Below are 19743 nucleotides of genomic sequence, written 5' to 3' on the forward strand. Positions count from 1 at the left end.
AGCAATCTCTATTGTGGTAATATTATTCCATGCTGAAAAAGTTTGCCAAAAATTGGTGGAAGTGGCTTCGGTTTGACCCATCAGACCCGAGATTCAACGCAGGTGGGGCTATCAAAATTGCGGTCATCGGCGGCGGTACGGGCTTGTCGAATTTACTTCGCGGATTGAAAAAGTACTCTGACCAGATCACAGCGATTGTGGCGGTGACTGATGATGGCGCCTCTTCTGGCGAGATCAGGGCGGAATACGATATGTTGCCGCCAGGGGACATCAGAAAATGTATTTCGGCGCTCGCCTACGACGAAGAATTGGTCGGCAAAGTTTTCGAATACCGTTTCAAGAAGAGACTTTTTGGCGGCCACACCTTGGGCAATATTTGGATTACAGCAATGACGGAGATCGCTGGCTCATTTGAGAAATCGATCGAGGCGACTTCTAGTATTTTCCAGACCGCCGGTAAGGTATTGCCAGCGACGCTCAATAAGATTGATTTGGTGGCAGATTTCACCGACGGTACTGCGATGAGAGGGGAATCAAAGTTCGTCAAAGCTGGCAAGATAATTAGGAAAGTATATTTGTCAGAGAAGGGCGTCAGGGCTTACGCCAAGGCGACCAAGGCGATCAAGGAGGCGGACCTGATAATTATCGGGCCGGGCAGTCTCTACACTAGTATCATGCCAAACCTTTTGATTTCTGGCCTCAGAAATGCGCTCAAGGCGAGTAGTTCAGTAAAAATCTATATTGCAAACTGCTCAACTGAACGTGGAGAGACGGAAAATTATACAGTTGAAGATCATATTAGGGCGCTGGAGAGCCATGCTGGTGCCAATATATTTGATTACGCTCTTGTCAATTCTCGGGTGCTACGACGTTCGATCAAGAGCGACAAGCTTGGCGAAGTCTATAATATCACGACCAAGCAGAAAGAGGTTGGCCGGATAAAAATCGTTCGTGCGGATCTCGTCGATCAGAAGAATCCGCTTTATCATGACCCAAACAAATTGGCCAAAAAGGTAATTGGATTGTATAATGAAATCAAGCATTAGGTCCTAAATCTATTGGAGGAATTATGAAACGTTCTATCATCGTCGGTAATTGGAAGATGTATGCGACAAGCATAGCTGACGCTCATGTTTTGGCGACATCGATCAGGAATGGCGTGGCCAAGGTCCCTGGGGTTGAAGTAATTCTCTGTCCGCCCTCGCTCTGGCTGACTGAAATGGCTCTGATATTGAAGAAAAATCCGACTACGATGCTCGGAGCCCAGAATATGTTTCATGAAATCGAAGGAGCGTTTACCGGAGAAATCTCGCCTCTGATGTTGAAAGAAGTTGTAAATTATACGATTATTGGACACTCGGAGCGCCGAGAATATTTCGGCGAAACTGATTTTGATGTCAACGAAAAAGTTTTGGCCGCTCTTAAGGCCAAGATCACTCCGATAATCTGTGTGGGCGAGCGAAGGACGAAGAACAAGCCGGAAGAACCGGTCAAAGAACTCAAGGAAGCGTTGGATCATGTTCCCAAGAGCAGACTGAAAGATATTATCGTGGCTTACGAGCCAGTCTGGGCTATCGGCACAGGTGAAAATGCCGAGCCAGAATATGTTGCACGGGTGATTAGCAAGCTGCGTGAAATTGTGAGCGATTCTACCCCAATTCTATATGGCGGTAGCGTCAAGTCTAGCAATATCAAAGGCTATGCCGAGCGTCCAGAAATTGATGGTGTACTGGTCGGCGGTGCTTCGGTCAGAAGTGGAGAATTCATCACAATCTGCAAAACATGGTCAGACGTAAAATCGATTAAAAAGTAGGAGAAAGTATGAAAATTGCAATCAATGGCTTCGGACGTATCGGCCGAGCAGTAGCCAAAATCATTACTGAGAGAGAAGGTTTTGATCTAGTCGCTATCAACGATTTGACTGACGACGCCACCTTGGCTCATCTGCTCAAATATGATTCAAATTATGGTGTTTGGGATCACGAAGTCGGTTACGAAGAGGGCTCCATTATTATCGACAAACGAAAGATCCACTCATTTGCCCAGAAGAATCCAGCTGAATTACCTTGGAGTGAGCTTGGGATTGATGTAGTTGTAGAGTCGACGGGATTTTTTCTGACGACCGAAGATGCCAATGCCCATATCAAAGCAGGGGCGAAGAAGGTGGTCATGTCCGCACCGCCAAAGGATGAGACTCCGATGTTTGTGATGAGCGTAAACGCTGATGATTACAAAGGTGAAGAGATAATTTCAAATGCTTCATGTACGACGAATTGTATTACTCCTGTGATGAAAGTTCTCGAGGACGAATTTGGGATCGAAAAATCATTGATGACGACGATTCACTCATATACTGCAGACCAAAATTTGGTTGATGGCCCACACAAAGATCTGCGTCGCGCCCGAGCGGCTGCTTGCAATATTGTCCCGACCTCAACTGGCGCGGCCAAAGCTGCTTTCAAGACTATTCCAGAGCTCAAAGGCAAATTTGATGGTTTGGCAGTACGTGTACCGACACCAGTAGTTTCACTCTCGGATATCGTGGCAGTGCTGAAGAAGGACGTCACTGCCGAAGAGGTGAATAGGGCGTTCAAGAAGGCAGAAGAGGAGAAAATGAAGGGAATTCTGGGCACGACTGATGAGCCACTCGTTTCTTCTGACTTTATCGCCACGAAATTTTCCTCGGTTGTTGATCTCTCTCTGACACAGGTTGTCGGAGGAAATTTGGTCAAAATTATAGCTTGGTATGACAACGAGTGGGGTTATTCGGAGAGACTTGTGGACATGATTGAAGTAGCCAACAGCAAATCAAAAAATTAGAAATTAGAGCAATTAGAAATTAGGAATTTAACTCCAAAGGAGTTCAGGTGTGTCTTGCAATCCCAGGGAAAATTAAAAAAATTGATGGTGTCAAAGCCTATTTTGATTATGACAAGAAAGAGTACGAAGCAGATATTTCACTAGCCCCTGAGGTAGAAAAAGGGGATTGGATATTGATGCATGATGGCCGAGCGCTATCAAAGATTACTGAGAAAGAAGCGCTTGAGAATCTGGAATTTATCAAAACCCATGAGGGGATGGAGTGTTTGCTCTAGGCCGCTATAAAGGTTTTATTTGATCTCGATTAAACACCTCATATATATGCCTGCCCGCCTTTGGAGGGAGGTGTTTGTGTTACAAATAAAAAACCGCTGAGATTTCAGCGGTTTCTGATTTATCTGCTATTTTGTTGTTCTGGTCTCGGACGGAGTCTTTTGTAGAGGGGAAGAGGTTGGCAATCTGTCCCTTGCCTTTCCTGATTGAGCGGATCGCCATCCCACAATTTGATAAGGAAATGCCAGATAGTGCCAAGCGGACCAGCGATTGCCATGAGCGTGCTGAAATCGTCCTCAGAGTCGAACTGTTTCTCGTAGGTTTGACCTTGAACGATAACTGCCCACATCCATAAAAGGATTATGGCGATTATCCACCGAAACAGTGCGAAGACGCCAAACGGTGGATAGGCTCCGCAGGCCCAGCCGATGATCAGCCAATAAACACCGAAGACCACGATCCCAACGGCGATGGTAGCGATTCGATTGAGCAGCCCTCTCCACGGATAGAGAAGATTTTGCGCAATTGCGCACCAGCCGCTCAAATATCCGCCTGACCAGTTGAATCCGATCTGTCCTGCGATAGATTGCACCAATAGGTAACAGGGTAGGATGACCGGGGCGGTCAAGGGAAGAAAAAATCGGTCAGTCAGGCCAGCGTTCAACTGGCGGTCATAGTCGTATATTCCGACCATGAGCGTTACGGTGACGAACCAGATCGCTATCAGCGCGATAGTCTTGGAATACCATTGCTGGTATTCTGGGAGTAGACTGCCTTGGCAGTAAAACAAAGCCAGGGCATAGCTTGTCATTAATATGACAAACAGGAACAAAGCAAGAAGTCTTCTAAGCCAAACCATATTTCTGTCTCCTTTGGTCGAAGCGTTTCGTTGAGAGCATAGTAGCACAAATTAGGAGTTTTGGGAAGAATGTGGCGTAATATGGCGAATACTTTGTCTTTCATTGTGGCTGGGAGGATGACGGGGTATAATAGAAGCAGGGAATTAACTAATAAAACGGAAGGGACATTATGGGTTTGAAAGAATTGCTCAAAGGAGCTGTCGAAGGTACTGGGGAAGTAGCAGAGTCGTTAATGACGGCGGTCACTGGAGTCCTCAAAGAGGGCACAGAGGACGTTGCCAATATATTTGGTGCTGTGATCGAATTGGGTAAAGATGGCGTAGTGGACGTTAGCGAAGCGGTCAGAGATGTCTATGTCAGCGCAGTCAAATCATTGACTGATTCAGGCAAGACGACAGAGGAAGCGGTTGCAGAAGTTACGACCAAGGCAGAAGAAGCAGTCAAGAATATCGGCACAGAGGGCATGGCTACAATCGGCGAAGCCGCCAAGAAGGGTATCGAAGAGGCCAAAGGCATCGTCAAAGAGCCATTTGCAAAATAAATTTAGTTTATTTTAGGTTCCACAAAAATAGAAGCATGAAAGTGCTTCTATTTTTATTTGGAGTTTAGACGTCTTTTTTGTTGAAGATTATTACCGATCCCGTAAGCCCGATCAAAAATATTCCAGCCAAAACTATCAAATTGCTTAGATTCAATTCACCGGTTTGCAAGATTTTTTGAGGATCATAGAGATGGAATATAGAAAGGTAATCTAGGTCCTTGATACTGTCAACCATTCTGGTCAAGGATAGGAAAACATATGAAGCGAGACCAAACATAACGACTGCTAGCATCACGCTCATTTTCGAACGGAGAAAAGAGGAGAGAAAAATCCCAATACCGTAGAATGCCCAGACAAAAAGGGTGACAAAAGCGGAGAAGGCGAGCAGACCTGTGATTTTGAATTCAGCATTGAATATTTTGCCAAAAACAAACATTGAAAGTGCTGTAGCTAAGACAATACCCATAGAGTATAGTAGGGCAATCACTGATTGTGAGATAACGAACTTCGTGCGAGGAATAGGCTGAGATAGATTGAAATCCATAGTCTTCTTTTCAATTTGCCCAGCAATAGCTGACCCTGCAGCGCTACCGACATAGAAAAGCACAATCAATATAAAGAAGAAAGATAGAAATTCCATGGAGAGGTAGCCCTCGATCGAGGTGTAGGCCGAAGTAAGATCGTTACCAAAAAATTTTGTGAATTGCTCAGGCATCTGCGACATCATTGCCTTGATGTCCATCTTTTGGAGGGAGGGGAAGAGGCTAATCATCAGAAGACAATAGGCAGAAATTCCAATTATGTATATTAGAACACTGTTTTTTTGCTCAGTAAATTGTCGTTTAATAATATTCCACATATCAATGTTTCTCGTAATAATGCAAAAATATTTCTTCGAGCGATGGCTCAGAAATTTTAAAGTCAGAAATCTTGAATTTGGAGAGTGATCGGATAATCTCGGCGTTCTTGCCACTGGTGGTCAAGCGATAGCCTGAAGTTGTGCGTTCAATCTTCTTGACCCCTGGAATCTTCAAATTCGATAGGGGGAGTGATTCGGAGGTCTCGAGGGAAATTGTCCGAATATTCTTTTCTCTAAAGGCGTCAATGTTTTCTATAGCCAATAGTTTGCCGTTTTTTATAATGCCGACACGGTCACAAATTTTCTCGGCTTCCTGCAAGATATGGGTTGAGAAGAAAGTGGTCGTCCCCCATCTCTTGGTATCTTCGATGGTGTTATAAAATTCGGTTTGATTGATCGGGTCAAGCCCGCTGGTCGGCTCGTCCAAAATCAGCAGTTTTGGTTTGTGCATCAGAGCCAAGACGATTGCTAGTTTCTGTTTGTTCCCCTTGGAGTAATCCCCGACCTTCTTCCTAAGGTCCAGCCCAAACCTGTCGATTAGTCTTTTGATATATTTCTCATCGAGATTTGATTTGAAGCCCTTATAGTAATTCAAGCAATCATGTCCGTGCATCGCTTCTGGCAGAAAGATTTCTCCTGGCAAGAATCCAATCTGCTGGCGGATGGCGACAGTATCTTTGTGGCAATCAAGACCGAGAATAGAAGCCTTGCCAGAAGTCGGCCTGATCAGATCCAAGAGCAAACGGATTGTGGTCGACTTCCCTGCTCCATTTGGTCCGATGAAGCCAAAAATTTCGCCCTCGTTGACGCTGATATCTAGGTCTTTCACCCCGATGACTTTGCCGCGGGTATAATATTTGGTCAAATTTTTGGTCTCAATCGCTTGCATAATATTATTATACTACAATTATATTTTTTGTTTCCAATTAATGCGTGGCGCAGGTGATGCAGGGATCGTACGAACGGATCAGCATCTCGATCATGGCCGTTCTCTCATCTGGCCGAAGTTTGGCCAGAATTGGTCCGATTTTCTTCATATCAGATTCTAGGGCGGGGAGGCTTTGGACGGTCGGTGTGACAATGTCACACTTTTTGATGAATCCCTCTTTGTCCAATTCGTAATAGTGAAAAAGCGTACCGCGAGGAGCTTCACAGGCGGAGGTGCCTTTCCCGAACTTCTTGGGCTCGACTAATTTCTCTTCCTTGACCCCGTCACTGATTATTTTTTTCAATATTTCGATCGAGAGTTCGACGAAATAATAATTTTCGATCGCTTGGGCGATAATATTATCGAACGGATTAGTGAAAGGAAGCTTAATCTTAAATTCTTTTAGCAATTTACCCACTTGCTCACTCGGTAGACCATTTAAATTCATACGTGCAATCGCTCCGACCATGATAGTTTTGCCTTTCAATGTGGCAAATTTTGCTCGAGTGTAGGGCTTCAGTTTTTCAACAAGATATTCAGAATACAACTCTGGAGCGAAAGCTTTTCTTTTTGAAGCGCGGATATTACCTTCATAAAAAGCGTATTCTCCCTTTGACTCAAGGGCGCTATAGATCATCTCGCGCTCAACCTTGGGATATTTGAAACTCTTAAATAGCGCTACAGTTTGCTCTGCAATTTCCAAAATATCAGCAGAAGAGTCCAGCAATTCTTTCAGCTTATTTTTCGTCGGGTATGACTTAAATCCGCCGGGGACGGAGGCGATAGGGTGAACGGCTCGTCCGCCGATCGTCTCGATGATTTTATCAGCGTAACGCTTGAGCTCGATGGCGTTCTTGAACAGTTCAGGATGATTTTTTTGCAATTCAAAAGACGAACTAGATCCAACAAAATCAGGCAGTACGAGGAGATAGAGGTGGAGGGAGTGGCTTTGAATCATTTGGCCAGCCAGCATCAATTTTCTAAGCGTTTTGGTCTGCTCTGTGACCTCAATTCCACAGGCGGCCTCAATGGCTCGATTGGCAGTAGTATTGTGGATAGTCGGGCAAATGCCACAGATTCTCGAAGTTATAATCGGCGCCTCCCAATATTGGCGGCCAACCAAAATTTTCTCAACAAAACGGTCGTTCTCAAGCCCGATCATCCTAGCTTTGTCGACCTGTCCGCTTTTCAGGTGGGTATAAAACGCGGCATGGCCCTCAATTTTTGGTACTGATTCCATTATTTTAATTCTCCGTAGATTGTCATCATATTTTCCATTTCTTTTTTGCCAATCATTGGCTCCAAGATTTGCTTCAGTTTTTCAATATTTGGCTCGGGAATTGTGCCGCGGCAACCTAGACAGGCTTCGCCATTGTTTACACATACAGAATTGCAACCCATGCGGGTGATCGGGCCGAGGCAGGGCTTGCCCTGCTTGATCAGGCATTCATTGCCATTTTCACGACAAACGAAGCAGACAGCGAGGTCGGGGAGGACGAAGGTTTTGCCCCAATAAATGTCCATCAAGCATTTGAAAAGTTCTTTGGCTCGGATTGGACAGCCGGGGATTATATAGTCGACTTTGACCACGTCCAATACTGTTTGGACCTTGGCTTTGTCGATCGATTTCCTGGGTTTGCTATTTCTTTCCGACTGAATTCCTCCGAGATGAGCGCATGCGCCAAGAGCGATTACAATATCGGAATGACGGCGAATATTTTTCAAAAATTTAATCTGTCTTTCCCCGTCTGGGCTTCCTTCTACAATGGCGACGTCAAATGGGCCTTCAAAATTGTCCTCTTGGCCAAGGCGGAAATTTTTCAAATCGTAAAATTGGAGAATTTTGTTGAACTCTTCATAATGATTGAGCATCTCAAACTGGCATCCTTCGCAACTAGTCAAACTAAAAATCGCTAGCGTTTTTTTCATTTGCCGATTTCTCCTTTGATTTTGTCGTATGCGAAGACTGGCCCGTCTTTGCAGACAAGATATTTGCCAATGCTACAATGTTGGCAGATGCCGATGCCGCACTCCATCCGCCTTTCGTATGAGATAAATATTTGATTGTCCTGGATCCCCTTCTTGGCCAATTCCTCGATGCAAAAAGGCACCATCACTTCTGGTCCGCAAATCAGCGCGACCGTCTTTTTGTGATTCAATTTTAGTTTTTCGATTCCATCAGTGATCAAACCCTTTTCGCCCCAGAAACGCTCTGTGGCGACTTCGGTCATTGCATGAACTTTAAATATTTTTGACCAGGATTTGAGATCATTTTCGAAAAGAAGATGCTCGGAACTTCGAAATCCTGCTACGACGGCGATATTTTTCTGATTCTTCTCCAGCATCGATGAGATAAGTGGTCGCAGGGGGACAAGGCCAAGACCACCAGCAATCATGACGATTTCTTTGCCTCGTAATTTTTCGATCGGCCAGCCAATGCCATAAGGCCCTCGGACGCTCATCTCGTCTCCTGGCATGAGGTCGGCCAAATGATGAGAAGTCGAGCCGCAATTTCGGATACAAATCTCAAAATATTTTTCATTGCTCGGTGATGAACAGGGAGCAAAAGTTGCTTCGCCAAAATGGTCTGAGGAGATTTCGACAATCTGGCCAGGCATGAATTTCAAATTGCCTCTGAGCCTGAAGAGGAAAGTCGAAGGCGCGACCTCGGTTTTTGCGGAGATAGTATATTTTTTTGAAGCAAAATTAAGCATTGTTTCCTAGGTCTTCCATTATTTTGTGTTGATTTAAGTGTGCTGGGCAGGCGGTGATACATCGGCCGCATCCGGTGCAGAGGAAATGGCCGCTTTTGTCATAAGCTCTGACAAATTTGTGATGATACCAGTTATAAAGCCGATCTTTGTTCGTAGGCCGAAAATCATTGTGGTTTTGAATTTCGGAAAATGATTTGGCGAAACAGCTGTCCCAGCCAGCACATTTCTGGCAACTACCATCAGTTGGATTCCGATATTCTTTCTTGGTGCAAAAGCAAAGTGGGCATACGGCAGTGCAGGCGCCGCAACCGAAACAATTGTCACCGATACCCCGCCAAAACTCCTCTCGACTGGCCTTGTCGGCTACTGATTCATTTATTTTCTTCTTGTTCAGCTTTGTAACATTTTTGAGCACGATTTCGGGCGGTTCTTCATTGCTTTTCTTTTTCAGATGTTGGAGTTTCAGTATCTCTTTGCCCTTGGCGCTACCGGGGAAAAGTGCAAAATGATCGCCCTCTTTCTCGACAAAAAGATCAAAATTCTCGATTTTGCCTGGACCGAAGGCGGTGCAAAAGCAGTCTTTGTCGGGCTGGCAATGGTAAATAACGGTGAAAATCTCGCGAGGGAGCAAATCAGTTTGATCGAATTCCTTCCGAAATATCTGGAGCGCTTTGGCGTCGCAATTTGTGATCCCCCAAATCGCAATTTTCTCGTCCTTGAGAGTGGAGTCGAGCAGCCTTCCATTGGGATAGAGCAAGTTTTTGAATGGAATGATGCTTTTGGGTAGTGGCAGGGGAACATGATGAAAGTTTGTGAGTTCGCCAAACTCAAGCTTACCGTCAAGCTCTAAAGGCCCCCAAATCTTGTGCGTTTGCTTGATATAATGGAATATCTGGCTGAGCTGATGCTCAGAAACTAGGACTTTCATTTCCCGCTCCTTACTATTAACTTTATTTTACATTTTTTGATCTGTTTCAGCAATCAAATTTTGAAAGTTTGGCTTCATAGTGTTAAGATTTATTTAATTAATGTTTTGGAGCTAGAATGCGTATTATTCAAGATGCGGATGTAAAAAACAAAAAAGTATTTCTTCGTGTGGATTTCAACGTTCCCTTGGCGGATGGAAAAGTAGTCGACAACAATAGAATTTTGGCAGCAGTCCCGACTATCCGAATGCTGGCCGAAAGCCGTGCCAAAATAATTATTGGCACCCATATCGGTCGACCTGACGGGCAGAAAACAGCCGAAACTTCAGTCTTGCCGGCGGCCAAGGAATTGCAAAGGATTCTCAATCTGAAAGTCGAAGTTGCTCCTGATATTTTGGGCCCGGAGACGGAGAAGATGGTAGCCAATTTGAAGCCAGGCGGAATATTGGTCTTGGAAAATTTGCGCTGGGACAAGCGGGAAGAGGAGAATGCCCCAGAATTTGCACAGGAATTGGCCAAATATGGCGAAATCTACGTCAACGACGCCTTTGCTGTCTCGCATCGTGCCAATGCCTCAGTCGAAGCAATTACGAAATTATTGCCAAGTTATGCAGGACTCTTGCTTCAATCAGAAGTTTCTCATCTCGAGCTCTTGATTCAGGATCCGAAGCACCCTTTCACCGTCATTATCGGCGGGGTCAAGGTGAAGGACAAGGCGGGCGTGATTGAGAGATTAGCCCCGTTAGCTGAAGATATCCTGATCGGCGGAGGAGTGGCTACCACTTTTCTAAAAGCACGAGGTGAAGAAATCGGCCAATCAATATTTGATGCGGAAATGGTAGAAGAGTGCAAGAAATTGCTCGAGAAACTCGGTGGTAAGCTCAAATTACCATCTGATTTTGTCAAAGAGGAGACGCCTGAAGGCGGATTCAAAATTATGGATATCGGACCTGCTACGGCCAGAGATTTTTCTTCGATTATTCAACGCTCAGAGACGATTCTCTGGAACGGCAGTCTCGGTTATAGCGAGGATTTGCGTTATCGCGAGGGCATGAAAATAGTGGCCAAGGCGATGGGGATGAACAGGGACGCTACGACAGTGGTGGCTGGCGGCGATACGGTCGGATTTATCAAACAGGAAAAGCTAGATAAGGGAATTTCCTTCATCTCAACCGGCGGAGGCGCAGCACTAGAATTCCTTGCAGGTGAACAATTGCCAGGAATTACAGCACTCGAATAATTATTTGGGGAGGGATGTGACAGACGTTTCTATAGAATTAAACAAAGCACGACGGGGCGGATACGCCTTGCCGGCTTTTAATACCAACAATATGGAGGTGACCAAGGCAATTTGCGCTGCCGCCGCCAAGTCTGACTTACCGATCTTGATCGCTACTACTCCGGGCGCGATAGAATATGCAGGACTGAAAAATATATTTGATATTGTCTCAAATGAGATCGATTCAACCGGCATCAAGGCGGCGATTCATCTCGACCATGCCAAGGATTTTGGTATCATCAAGCAGGCGATCGATATTGGCTATAAATCCGTGATGTTTGATGGCTCGTCACTAGACTACGATGAAAATGTCGCAAATACTGAAAAAGTTGTCCGTTATGCCCATGAACATAATGTAGCAGTAGAAGCGGAAATTGGCGTAATTGCCCGCGAAGAGGGCGGTAAATTATCAAACAAGGCAGTCTATTCCGCTCCAGAACAGGTCAAAAGGTTTGTCGACGATACAGGGATCGATTCGGTGGCAATATCGGTCGGCAATGAGCATGGCGCGCCTGTCGGAGAAAAACTAAATCTAGAATTACTTCGTCAAATCGCAGAGATTGTCGAGATCCCGCTCGTCCTTCATGGTTCGTCTGGACTCTCCTCTGGCGATGTTCGCGAGGCGATTTCGCTAGGAATTGCCAAGATCAATATTGATACCAACATCCGCAAAGCCTTCGTCTCGGCAATCGAATCGTCAAAGGAGTCAGATTATCGTAACGTGATGAAGGAGGGCATGGAAGAGGTCGAGAAGGTCGTGGAGCACTATATTAAATTACTTGGTGGCAAATGAAATATGATGTTGTGACAATTGGGGACGCGCTGGAAGATATATTCGTCAGCCCGAAACTAGACTCGAGATACGAGCGATCTTTTGGCTCGGGCAAAGGAATATGTTTTGAATTGGGCGAGAAGATCCCGCTCGAATGGGCGGAGCATCAAGTCGGTGGGTCGGCTTGCAACGTGGCCGTTGGCTTGGCAAGACTCGGGCTAAATTCTGCCGTCTGCACAACACTAGGCAAAGACGCGCCGGAGAAGAGAATCATGGAAGTTTTGGAGGATGAAGTCGTGGACACCGATTTGGTCAGGATAAATTCGGAGGCCAAGACTGGTTTCTCCGTCATTTTTTCGATCGATGGCGACCGAACGATCTTCGTCTATCATTCGACTGGAAAGATAGAAATTCCGCGTGATCTCTCGACCGATTGGCTTTTCGTCGGTCCCCTACCTGAGGATTCAGAAAGTGTTGAGAAGCAGATTACGACTTTGGTCTCAGAAAAAAATATCAAATTGGCTTGGAATCCTGGTTCTCATCAGATTGCTCGAAAAGCGATTCATTACAAAAACTTATTACGCCTAACCTCAATTCTGTTCCTAAACAAAGACGAGGCGATTGATTTCCTAAATTGTTCGATCAAGCCTTCTTGGGAAGATGCGCTTCGTCGACTGGCCGATTTTGGCCCCAAAATTATTGTGATCACCAACGGCAAAGAGGGCGTCAGGGCTTATGATGGCAAAGAAACTTATAGCGTAAATGCAGAGAAAAACGTCAAAGTTCTTGATTCTACCGGCGCTGGCGATGCCTTTGCTACAGCTTTCCTGGCTAGAATGATACAAGATCCAGAAAATATAGAGCTCGCCTTGAAGCAGGGGATCGAGAATTCGACCTCGGTAATCCGAAAAATCGGTGCTCAGACCGGGCTGCTCAGACGCTTCTAGAACTAAATTATTTTCGATAAATAGAGACTATAGATGGTCGTCTTACTTGCAAGATGGCCGTTTTTGTGGTATAAAACAGTCAATCATTAGAAAAATGAAATTCTATTTTCGGGGGTTTTCCTTATGATAGCTGTATCCAATCTTCCTTCTAAATTGGTCGAAAAATTGACTACATTCGACTCTGAAGTGATGTTGACGAGATGGGAACTTAGAGATATCTTCCCGCACCGGGCGCACGCTTTGGTTGCGACTCGGGCGCTCATCTCCCCATGGGAGTCGCGCTTGATTCTTGAGCCGAAAGATTTCGGACCATTTCTTACAGGGCATTTTCCGGGACAGCCAGTTTTTCCAATGCACTGGATGATGGAAATGTCAGCCGAGGCGGCAGGACTGGCCGCCCTCAGGGTAATGCTCTGTGAGCACCCAGAAAAGGTTGCTGACAATAGAGTTGTATTACAGCAGAGCTTGGGGATCTGGGATAGGCCTCCGCTGATGGTTAATCTTAACCATCCAGATGGCCTCATTGTGCTCGCACGTTATCTTGATGTAAATCTCGAGGTAAATAAAAATGCGAGCTATACAGCAAAGACGTGGCTATATAACGGTAAATATCATTCTTCGATTTCGGAGATTAAAGCTCGTCTTTGTAGCGAGAAGTCTCTCGAAAAGATGGTAGTCAGGATGTCTAAGTAACAATTTTTCTTGGCCGACCCTCGTATGGGCCGGCTTTTTATGTCTTTAAAATGAGCACAGGTTGTGATATCGTAAGCTTTGATTATAAATAACAAGATCCCCGTTTGCACGGGGATGACATAGGAGAATATGAGCTCAAAAATTGAGAAACTAAAGGGTGGCAAAGTTAAATTCAAGATTGTAGTCGAACCGGCTGAAATGGTCAAATATTTCAACCAGGCTTTCGAGAAAATTGCTCCAGAAGTGAAATTACCAGGTTTTCGTCCGGGCAAGGCTCCTCGTCCGCTTGTCGAATCATCTGTCGGGGTCTCGAGAATTATCTCTGACGCTCTAGATATTGCGGTCAACCACAGCTATTACCAGGCCTTGACTGAGCACGAGGTTTCTCCGATCACTGAGCCAAGTGTGGTAATCGATAAATATCCAACCTACGGCGCGACCGAGGCAGAAGTCAAAGAGAATCTCGAATATACGATCGAAGTAGCAGTATTTCCAGAGGTCAAAGTCGGAGATTATTCGAAACTCAAGATTGAGTTACCAAAAAAAGAGGAAGCCAAAGAGGAAGATATCCAGAAAATCCTCGACAATTTGCTGAAGCAAAAAGCCAACTTCAAGGAAGTCGATCGGGCGGCTGAGAAGGGCGATTTCGTTGAATTGACCTACGAAGGAACACTCAAAGGAGTCCGAATTGACGCAATGTGCTCCAAGAATCATCCGATGGTATTGGGCGAAGGCACATTGATCCCAGGATTTGAAGAGGAAGTCGTCGGCATGAAAAAGGCCGAGAAGAAGACTTTCAAGATCAAATTCCCAAAGGATTATCACTCCAAAGAGTACGCTGGCAAAGACGCTGAGTTTACGGTAGAGCTTTTCAATCTCAAAGAAGTTGTCTTACCAAAGCTGGACAATGAATTTTCGATGGGATTTGGCGAGAAGACGCCAACAGATTTGAAGAAAGCGATCAAGAAGAATCTAGAACACGAAATTGAGCACAAACATGAGAGCGAAGTCGAGATGAAAGCGATCGATAAGGTCTTGCCGCTTGTCCATGTCGAGATTCCAGAAGCGATGATTGACCGTGAGACGGCCAGAATGCTCGCCGATTACAGAGGCCAACTTGAGAAAATGGGTATGACCTTCGAATCTTACCTCGAAAGTCTGAAGAAGACGGAGGCAGATCTACGCAAGGATTTCGGCAAAACAGCTGAGAAAAACGTCAAAGTCGGACTCCTGATCGGTCATCTGATCAAAGAGCTTGGGCTTGATCCAGGCGATCAGGGTTCTGGCAAGAAAGCGATCGAGAAATTGGTCAAGGAATTGACCAAATAACTTTGACTTGAAGCGACATATATTGTATAAGAAGATCAGCTGACCATAATGGTTAGCTGATTTTTGATAGCGTCAGATGACGTTTCGGAGGTTGCATGCAATGGGGATTTCATTTTTCCAAAAGATTGCAGCAGTTACAGTAATCTCGGAGAAAAATTTCTTATCGAGGATCGCAGTAATTGCAGAAACCTTGCCGAAAGATAGGTACAAGAGCGGTGTTGGGGTTGTGGTCGGCGAGACGGTATCTGCGGCGATGGAACATCATTTGCATGTGACATTGATCGGGCCGAGCGCGACAGACCAAACTTGTGATAAGAGAATTACTGTGCCGTGCATTCGGCCAGTTAGGAATTATCCATCAACATTTCCCTTCCTTATCTTTTGGACTTTCGCATTGTACAACGCATTGCAGGAAGTCCAGCTCGTTCATATACACTCGGTAACTCCTTTGAGTGTATGGTCGATTGTGATTCTGTCTATGATGAAGAATCGACCAAAAGTTGTGTTCCATCTGCATACAGATTTTAGCCAGTATCTGGCGGCCTGGATCGGATGGAAATTGTTGCGAGATATCGCGATAAACCTGACAGCATCAGTGACCAGATTTTGTTGCAACAGAGCAGACAAGATTTTGGCTCCTTCGGCTTTCTTCGCAAAGAAGATGAAGCGAGAGCTCAAACTAGATAGAAATATCGAAGTTTGGTCTTCGCCAATTACTTTGCCAGAGATCGAAGCTGAGGTGAAGGTTCCTCAAGGACCTTACATCGTTTGTGCTTGTAGGGTGGGAGATGAGAAGAATATTGTTCATCTTTTCAAAGTGCTTACTTTTCTATCGAAGGAAATTAGCTTGGTTATTGTCGGTGGCGGCGAGATCAAGCGGTACAAGAAAATCATTGCCGAAAAGTGGCCGAAATTAGAAAAAAGAATAATATTTACTGGTGCAGTCAGCCGTGTTGAATTGCTGGCTTATTGCCGAAAGGCACTTTGCTTTGTCTTCGGATCCAAGACCGAGACACAAGGGCTGACTGTCTTCGAGGCACTGGCGATGCGCATACCCGCGTTCGTAATGAAGGGGTATTGCTTCGACGACTTGCTGTCTGATTGCGAAGATGTCTCTCTGCTTCCCGATGACCCAGAAGCATGGGCGGCGGCGATCAGTATGTTTATGTACGATCGCAGTTTGGCCAAGATTGCTGGCAATGAAGGCGCCAAACTGGTAGAGGAGAAGCTTTCGTCCCGAGTCCAGAGGAAGAGATTGGTAACTATTTACCGCCTTCTTCACTCTGAATAACTTGTATGTGGTCGGCTCTGCCGGCCACATACAAAAACATTGATAACAAACTTGTGAATTGATATATAATAGAGAGACCAAGATAATACGAAGGAAACGATATGAGCTATTTAATTCCAACAGTGATAGAGAAGACAATGCAGGGCGAGCGAGCCTACGATATTTATTCAAGACTTCTGAAGGACAGAATTATTTTTTTGGGTGGACCGGTAGATGATGATGTTGCTAATCTGATCATCGCTCAGCTTCTTTTCCTTGAGGCAGAGGACCAGAAGAAGGATATTACGATGTATATTAATTCGCCCGGAGGCTCGGTTTATTCAGGAATGGCGATTTATGACACAATGCAATATCTGAAGCCAAATGTATCGACTGTCGCAGTAGGAATGGCCGCTTCTATGGCCGCTTTCTTGCTCGCAGGAGGGGAGAAGGGCAAACGTTTTTCACTGCCAAATTCACGTATTTTGATTCATCAGCCAATGGGCGGGACACAGGGTCAAGCTTCTGACATCAAGATTCAAGCTGAAGAAATTCTCAAGATTCGTGAGGAAATCAACAAAATTTTGTCCAAAAATACAGGACAACCACTCGACAAAGTGGCCAAGGATACAGATCGCGACTTCTACATGCGTGCCGATGAAGCGGTCAAATATGGAATTATCGATAAAGTGATCAAATAGCACTTGAGGCCGAAAGTACTAGAATGTTTTCTTGAACGGAGTGAATAATCGTGAACCGGTTCTTCACTTAATTCAAGACGACAAATCTTGAAGGGGGGCGCAAATGTGCTTAATTAACTTCCAACAGCTTCGCGATGGAGCTACGAACAAAATCGAAATTATGTTAGAAAAGCTGAAACCGCACGAAGGTTTTAGCTGGGCCATCGATGATGACCCTTCGATCCCACTCGATTCGATTCGAGTATGTGTTACGGAAAAGTTTCCGTCAGAGAAGGAACATGAACGCGATAAGGTTATCGTATATGACATGGTGTTCCCTGCCCGTGAAAAGTTATCGAGCGGAGAAATTTGCGAGATTTATCTTGAATCGACAAATTGGTTGGCAGGATTGCCCGACCGAAGACATTTTCATCAAATCGATTGGAACGCGCTGATCGAGTTCGAAGGCGAGCCTGCGGGCTCAAAGAAAAAACAGGATTAAAAGTTGTTCGTGGCGCTAGTAGGTCTAGCGCCACTTTTTATTTTCTGCTACCTGGTTCAACCGATCTAGAGAAGCCAGCTTTTGGCTCTTTTTTTCATCTTCAAATTATTGATAATATTCGCGAAGCTTGGGTTGTCTTTGTTTGTCAAAATTATATTTTTAAAATCCTGATTCAATTCCTCGTAATTTGATGCGGCTCGAAACAATTGGTAGTCTGGATCAGTGTATTTGCCATCTTTATCTTTTTGATTGTGAATTGTTTGCAATCCATCCATTGCAAAGGCCAGTGCACCAGCCGCTAAATACGAAAGAGAGCGGGTTTTGTCATCAAATCTTGCACCATTATCTTTCCAAATTTTCATCAATGGCACATAAATGTTTTCCAGGAGATCTTTTTCTTTTGCTACTTGTGTTATATCAATATTGACCCCGAATCTTCTGTCTTGAGAGGCAATCAATTCAAGTGCGCGGTTGAAATCAGTGATGTTATTGTCTTTTGACGCTGGGTCTTTTGCAATCCATTCGGCATATTTTGCTGTTTCAGATAATATCTTCTTGTATTCTCTCGTGCCGTCGTATGGGAGTTCTGCGAGTGTCTTTATGGTGTCCATCTCTGGCTCAGGACCTCGGTTAACTTTTTCTTTTGTAGGGGTGCTCGTCGCAACTTTCTCAGCTGGAGTGTTTCCCGGTGAATCAGTATTTAAGTTAGTAGAGTTCTGCCGACGTTCTGCCGCCAGTTTTTGGAGCTCCTCTCGAGACAAAAATCTATTTGAGGCGTCTGGACTCGGAGGTGTGTTGTTCGGCTTATTTATTGTTGTGTTATCTATTACTTCTCGCCATTCTTCGATATTCTCTTCATCATCTGCTTCGCTTTTTGCTCTGATCTGAGCGTTTAGCCGACGTTCTTCCGCCATTTCCTGGAGCTCCTCTGGAGCCAAGAATCTTTTTGAATTATCTGGCTTGTTCGATTCAGCCAAAGGCTGTTTCTTGTCGTCTTCAAACATTCCTTTTTCACCGCTACGCCATATGGGCATGATGCTCTTTCTTTTAAGATTTGATTTGTTATGATAATAATACATAAACAAGGAGAAATATGAAAATAAAAGAAATTTTTGAGCTTGCGATTCAGATCGGCATTGACAATGATCCACGAGGTCGCAAGAAAATCGAAAAGATACTTGCGAAGCGCAAGGAAGAATTTGACGAATTGCCAGAGAAAAAGAAAAAAGAGTACGATCTTGATCGGCTGACCAATCCATATTCCGATACCAACATCCAGTTTGTGCCTGATATGAACAAGGAAGTCAAAACCGTTTTGGTTGGGATTGATGCTGATCCATCCGAGATTCTTCTGGCAAATGAATTAAACAAACAGGGCAGGAAGATTGACCTTATCATCGGTCATCATCCGATCGGAAAATCATTGGCCAATCTTGGCGACGTCATGGATATGCAAATTGATGTGATGGAGCAAGAGGGCGTGCCAGGCAATATTGCGGAGAAGATCATGGAAGAGCGAATTTCCCAAATTGGTCGAAGTGTCGCACCAGTGAACCATTATCAATCTGCGGACACCGCAAAATTGCTCAATATTCCGCTGGTAAATATTCATACCCCAGCTGATAATTCCGTTTTCAAATACGTGAAAGAGATCATGGATAAGAAAAAGCCGGAAACCGTCGGTGAAATTGTCGATTTGCTCAAGGAGATTCCAGAATATGCGGAGGGAATGAGGCTGGCAATGGGGCCGGTCGTGTTTTCAGGCAGTGAAAAATCTCGTGCTGGCAAAATCCTTCTCGGAATGACCGGCGGGACCGGAGGTAGCGAAAAGATTTATGAAAAACTTGGTCAATACGGCATCGGCACTGTGATCGATATGCACATCGGCGAAAAGCACAGGGAAGAAGCAGCCAAACATTATATCAACGTCGTGATCGCTGGTCATATGGCGAGTGATTCACTTGGCCTAAACATAATTATGGATGAACTCGAGAAGCGTGGGGTAGAGATTATTCCATGTTCTGGATTCATCAGACATAGCAGAATTAAGTAGTATATTTTTGTTCTCTAGGGCCGACCCAGATAGCGCAATTTTATATCCAAAAAATCCCTTTCCCAAAATGTTGACAAAAGATCATTTTTGAGTTAACATCGATCTAGTCGCAAAAAGATATGGACTGTGGAAAACAAGGGGAATCGTTTTTTTTGCTTAAAAAAGCAGGAATTATTTATTTGCAGATGTTCTTTAACAACTAAATAGTGATGAGAACGCTTGAAGATCGTTTAATTCGCAAGAGTTAAACGAAATCAATTTTTTTGAGATTTTAAATTTTCTCGGCGCAAGTCGAGA

22 protein-coding genes are annotated in these 19743 nt (G+C 44.7%); 14 read left to right on the forward strand and 8 right to left on the reverse strand.

What is annotated here, in order from left to right; translation table 11 throughout:
- The first annotated feature begins 29 nt into the window (after positions 1 to 29).
- From WC227_01750 to WC227_01765, 4 genes are read left to right on the forward strand one after another with little or no spacing between them, the layout of a single operon-like run.
- Positions 30 to 1046, forward strand: coding sequence for a gluconeogenesis factor YvcK family protein (locus WC227_01750; GenBank protein MFA6963421.1), 1017 nt, complete (start codon positions 30 to 32; stop codon positions 1044 to 1046).
- A 23-nt stretch (positions 1047 to 1069) separates the two neighbouring features.
- Complete coding sequence (gene tpiA, locus WC227_01755; protein MFA6963422.1) at positions 1070 to 1813, forward strand: triose-phosphate isomerase; 744 nt, start codon at positions 1070 to 1072, stop codon at positions 1811 to 1813.
- An 8-nt stretch (positions 1814 to 1821) separates the two neighbouring features.
- Positions 1822 to 2820: a type I glyceraldehyde-3-phosphate dehydrogenase gene (gap, locus tag WC227_01760; protein MFA6963423.1), complete on the forward strand. Its 999-nt coding sequence runs from the start codon at positions 1822 to 1824 to the stop codon at positions 2818 to 2820.
- 47 nt (positions 2821 to 2867) lie between these two features.
- A complete protein-coding gene (locus tag WC227_01765; GenBank protein MFA6963424.1) occupies positions 2868 to 3095 on the forward strand; it encodes a HypC/HybG/HupF family hydrogenase formation chaperone in 228 nt (75 codons plus the stop codon).
- A gap of 119 nt (positions 3096 to 3214) precedes the next feature.
- Here the strand turns inward: WC227_01765 and WC227_01770 are convergent, their stop codons facing one another.
- Entirely contained in the window at positions 3215 to 3952 is a 738-nt protein-coding gene (locus WC227_01770; GenBank protein MFA6963425.1) for a hypothetical protein, read from the reverse strand.
- A 170-nt stretch (positions 3953 to 4122) separates the two neighbouring features.
- Between WC227_01770 and WC227_01775 the strand changes: the two genes are divergently transcribed.
- Positions 4123 to 4494 (forward strand): hypothetical protein, encoded by a 372-nt coding sequence (locus tag WC227_01775; protein ID MFA6963426.1) that lies wholly within the window; start codon positions 4123 to 4125, stop codon positions 4492 to 4494.
- A 64-nt stretch (positions 4495 to 4558) separates the two neighbouring features.
- Here the strand turns inward: WC227_01775 and WC227_01780 are convergent, their stop codons facing one another.
- The 6 genes from WC227_01780 to WC227_01805 are packed head-to-tail and all read right to left on the reverse strand — an operon-like array spanning position 4559 to position 9923.
- Positions 4559 to 5353, reverse strand: a complete 795-nt coding sequence (locus WC227_01780) for an ABC transporter permease subunit (protein MFA6963427.1) — start codon at positions 5351 to 5353, stop codon at positions 4559 to 4561.
- Position 5354: 1 nt separating this feature from the next.
- Positions 5355 to 6242, reverse strand: a complete 888-nt coding sequence (locus tag WC227_01785) for an ABC transporter ATP-binding protein (GenBank protein MFA6963428.1) — start codon at positions 6240 to 6242, stop codon at positions 5355 to 5357.
- Positions 6243 to 6279: 37 nt separating this feature from the next.
- On the reverse strand, positions 6280 to 7521 hold the full coding sequence (locus WC227_01790) for a Ni/Fe hydrogenase subunit alpha (protein MFA6963429.1): 1242 nt from the start codon (positions 7519 to 7521) through the stop codon (positions 6280 to 6282).
- Complete coding sequence (locus tag WC227_01795) at positions 7521 to 8210, reverse strand: hypothetical protein (protein MFA6963430.1); 690 nt, start codon at positions 8208 to 8210, stop codon at positions 7521 to 7523. The genes WC227_01790 and WC227_01795 overlap by 1 nt, the downstream gene beginning before the upstream one ends.
- Positions 8207 to 8995 (reverse strand): FAD/NAD(P)-binding protein, encoded by a 789-nt coding sequence (locus WC227_01800; protein MFA6963431.1) that lies wholly within the window; start codon positions 8993 to 8995, stop codon positions 8207 to 8209. Before WC227_01800 ends, WC227_01795 begins: the two co-directional genes overlap by 4 nt.
- Positions 8988 to 9923, reverse strand: a complete 936-nt coding sequence (locus WC227_01805; GenBank protein ID MFA6963432.1) for a 4Fe-4S dicluster domain-containing protein — start codon at positions 9921 to 9923, stop codon at positions 8988 to 8990. Before WC227_01805 ends, WC227_01800 begins: the two co-directional genes overlap by 8 nt.
- A gap of 116 nt (positions 9924 to 10039) precedes the next feature.
- Between WC227_01805 and WC227_01810 the strand changes: the two genes are divergently transcribed.
- The 8 genes from WC227_01810 (at position 10040) to WC227_01845 (ending at position 17393) form a co-directional block, all read left to right on the forward strand.
- Complete coding sequence (locus WC227_01810; protein MFA6963433.1) at positions 10040 to 11161, forward strand: phosphoglycerate kinase; 1122 nt, start codon at positions 10040 to 10042, stop codon at positions 11159 to 11161.
- A gap of 16 nt (positions 11162 to 11177) precedes the next feature.
- Positions 11178 to 11993: a class II fructose-bisphosphate aldolase gene (locus tag WC227_01815; protein ID MFA6963434.1), complete on the forward strand. Its 816-nt coding sequence runs from the start codon at positions 11178 to 11180 to the stop codon at positions 11991 to 11993.
- Positions 11990 to 12919 (forward strand): carbohydrate kinase family protein, encoded by a 930-nt coding sequence (locus WC227_01820; protein ID MFA6963435.1) that lies wholly within the window; start codon positions 11990 to 11992, stop codon positions 12917 to 12919. Before WC227_01815 ends, WC227_01820 begins: the two co-directional genes overlap by 4 nt.
- A 123-nt stretch (positions 12920 to 13042) precedes the next feature.
- Positions 13043 to 13612 carry a hypothetical protein gene (locus tag WC227_01825; protein ID MFA6963436.1) on the forward strand — a complete coding sequence of 190 codons (570 nt, stop codon included), beginning with the start codon at positions 13043 to 13045 and terminating at the stop codon, positions 13610 to 13612.
- A gap of 129 nt (positions 13613 to 13741) precedes the next feature.
- Positions 13742 to 14941, forward strand: a complete 1200-nt coding sequence (gene tig, locus WC227_01830; protein ID MFA6963437.1) for a trigger factor — start codon at positions 13742 to 13744, stop codon at positions 14939 to 14941.
- Between the two features lie 100 nt (positions 14942 to 15041).
- Positions 15042 to 16232: a glycosyltransferase gene (locus WC227_01835; GenBank protein ID MFA6963438.1), complete on the forward strand. Its 1191-nt coding sequence runs from the start codon at positions 15042 to 15044 to the stop codon at positions 16230 to 16232.
- Positions 16233 to 16333: 101 nt separating this feature from the next.
- Positions 16334 to 16912 (forward strand): ATP-dependent Clp endopeptidase proteolytic subunit ClpP, encoded by a 579-nt coding sequence (gene clpP, locus WC227_01840; protein MFA6963439.1) that lies wholly within the window; start codon positions 16334 to 16336, stop codon positions 16910 to 16912.
- Between the two features lie 103 nt (positions 16913 to 17015).
- On the forward strand, positions 17016 to 17393 hold the full coding sequence (locus tag WC227_01845) for a hypothetical protein (protein ID MFA6963440.1): 378 nt from the start codon (positions 17016 to 17018) through the stop codon (positions 17391 to 17393).
- 65 nt (positions 17394 to 17458) lie between these two features.
- Here WC227_01845 and WC227_01850 read toward each other — a convergent pair whose 3' ends face one another.
- A complete protein-coding gene (locus tag WC227_01850) occupies positions 17459 to 18427 on the reverse strand; it encodes a hypothetical protein (protein MFA6963441.1) in 969 nt (322 codons plus the stop codon).
- A 59-nt stretch (positions 18428 to 18486) separates the two neighbouring features.
- Here WC227_01850 and WC227_01855 point away from each other — a divergent pair, with 59 nt between their 5' ends.
- On the forward strand, positions 18487 to 19446 hold the full coding sequence (locus tag WC227_01855) for an NGG1p interacting factor NIF3 (protein MFA6963442.1): 960 nt from the start codon (positions 18487 to 18489) through the stop codon (positions 19444 to 19446).
- Positions 19447 to 19743 lie beyond the last annotated feature (297 nt).

It is taken from the genome of Patescibacteria group bacterium, from assembly GCA_041671645.1.
In the GTDB taxonomy this organism is placed as follows: Bacteria; Patescibacteriota; UBA1384; order XYA2-FULL-43-10; family 1-14-0-10-43-13; genus JBAZBD01.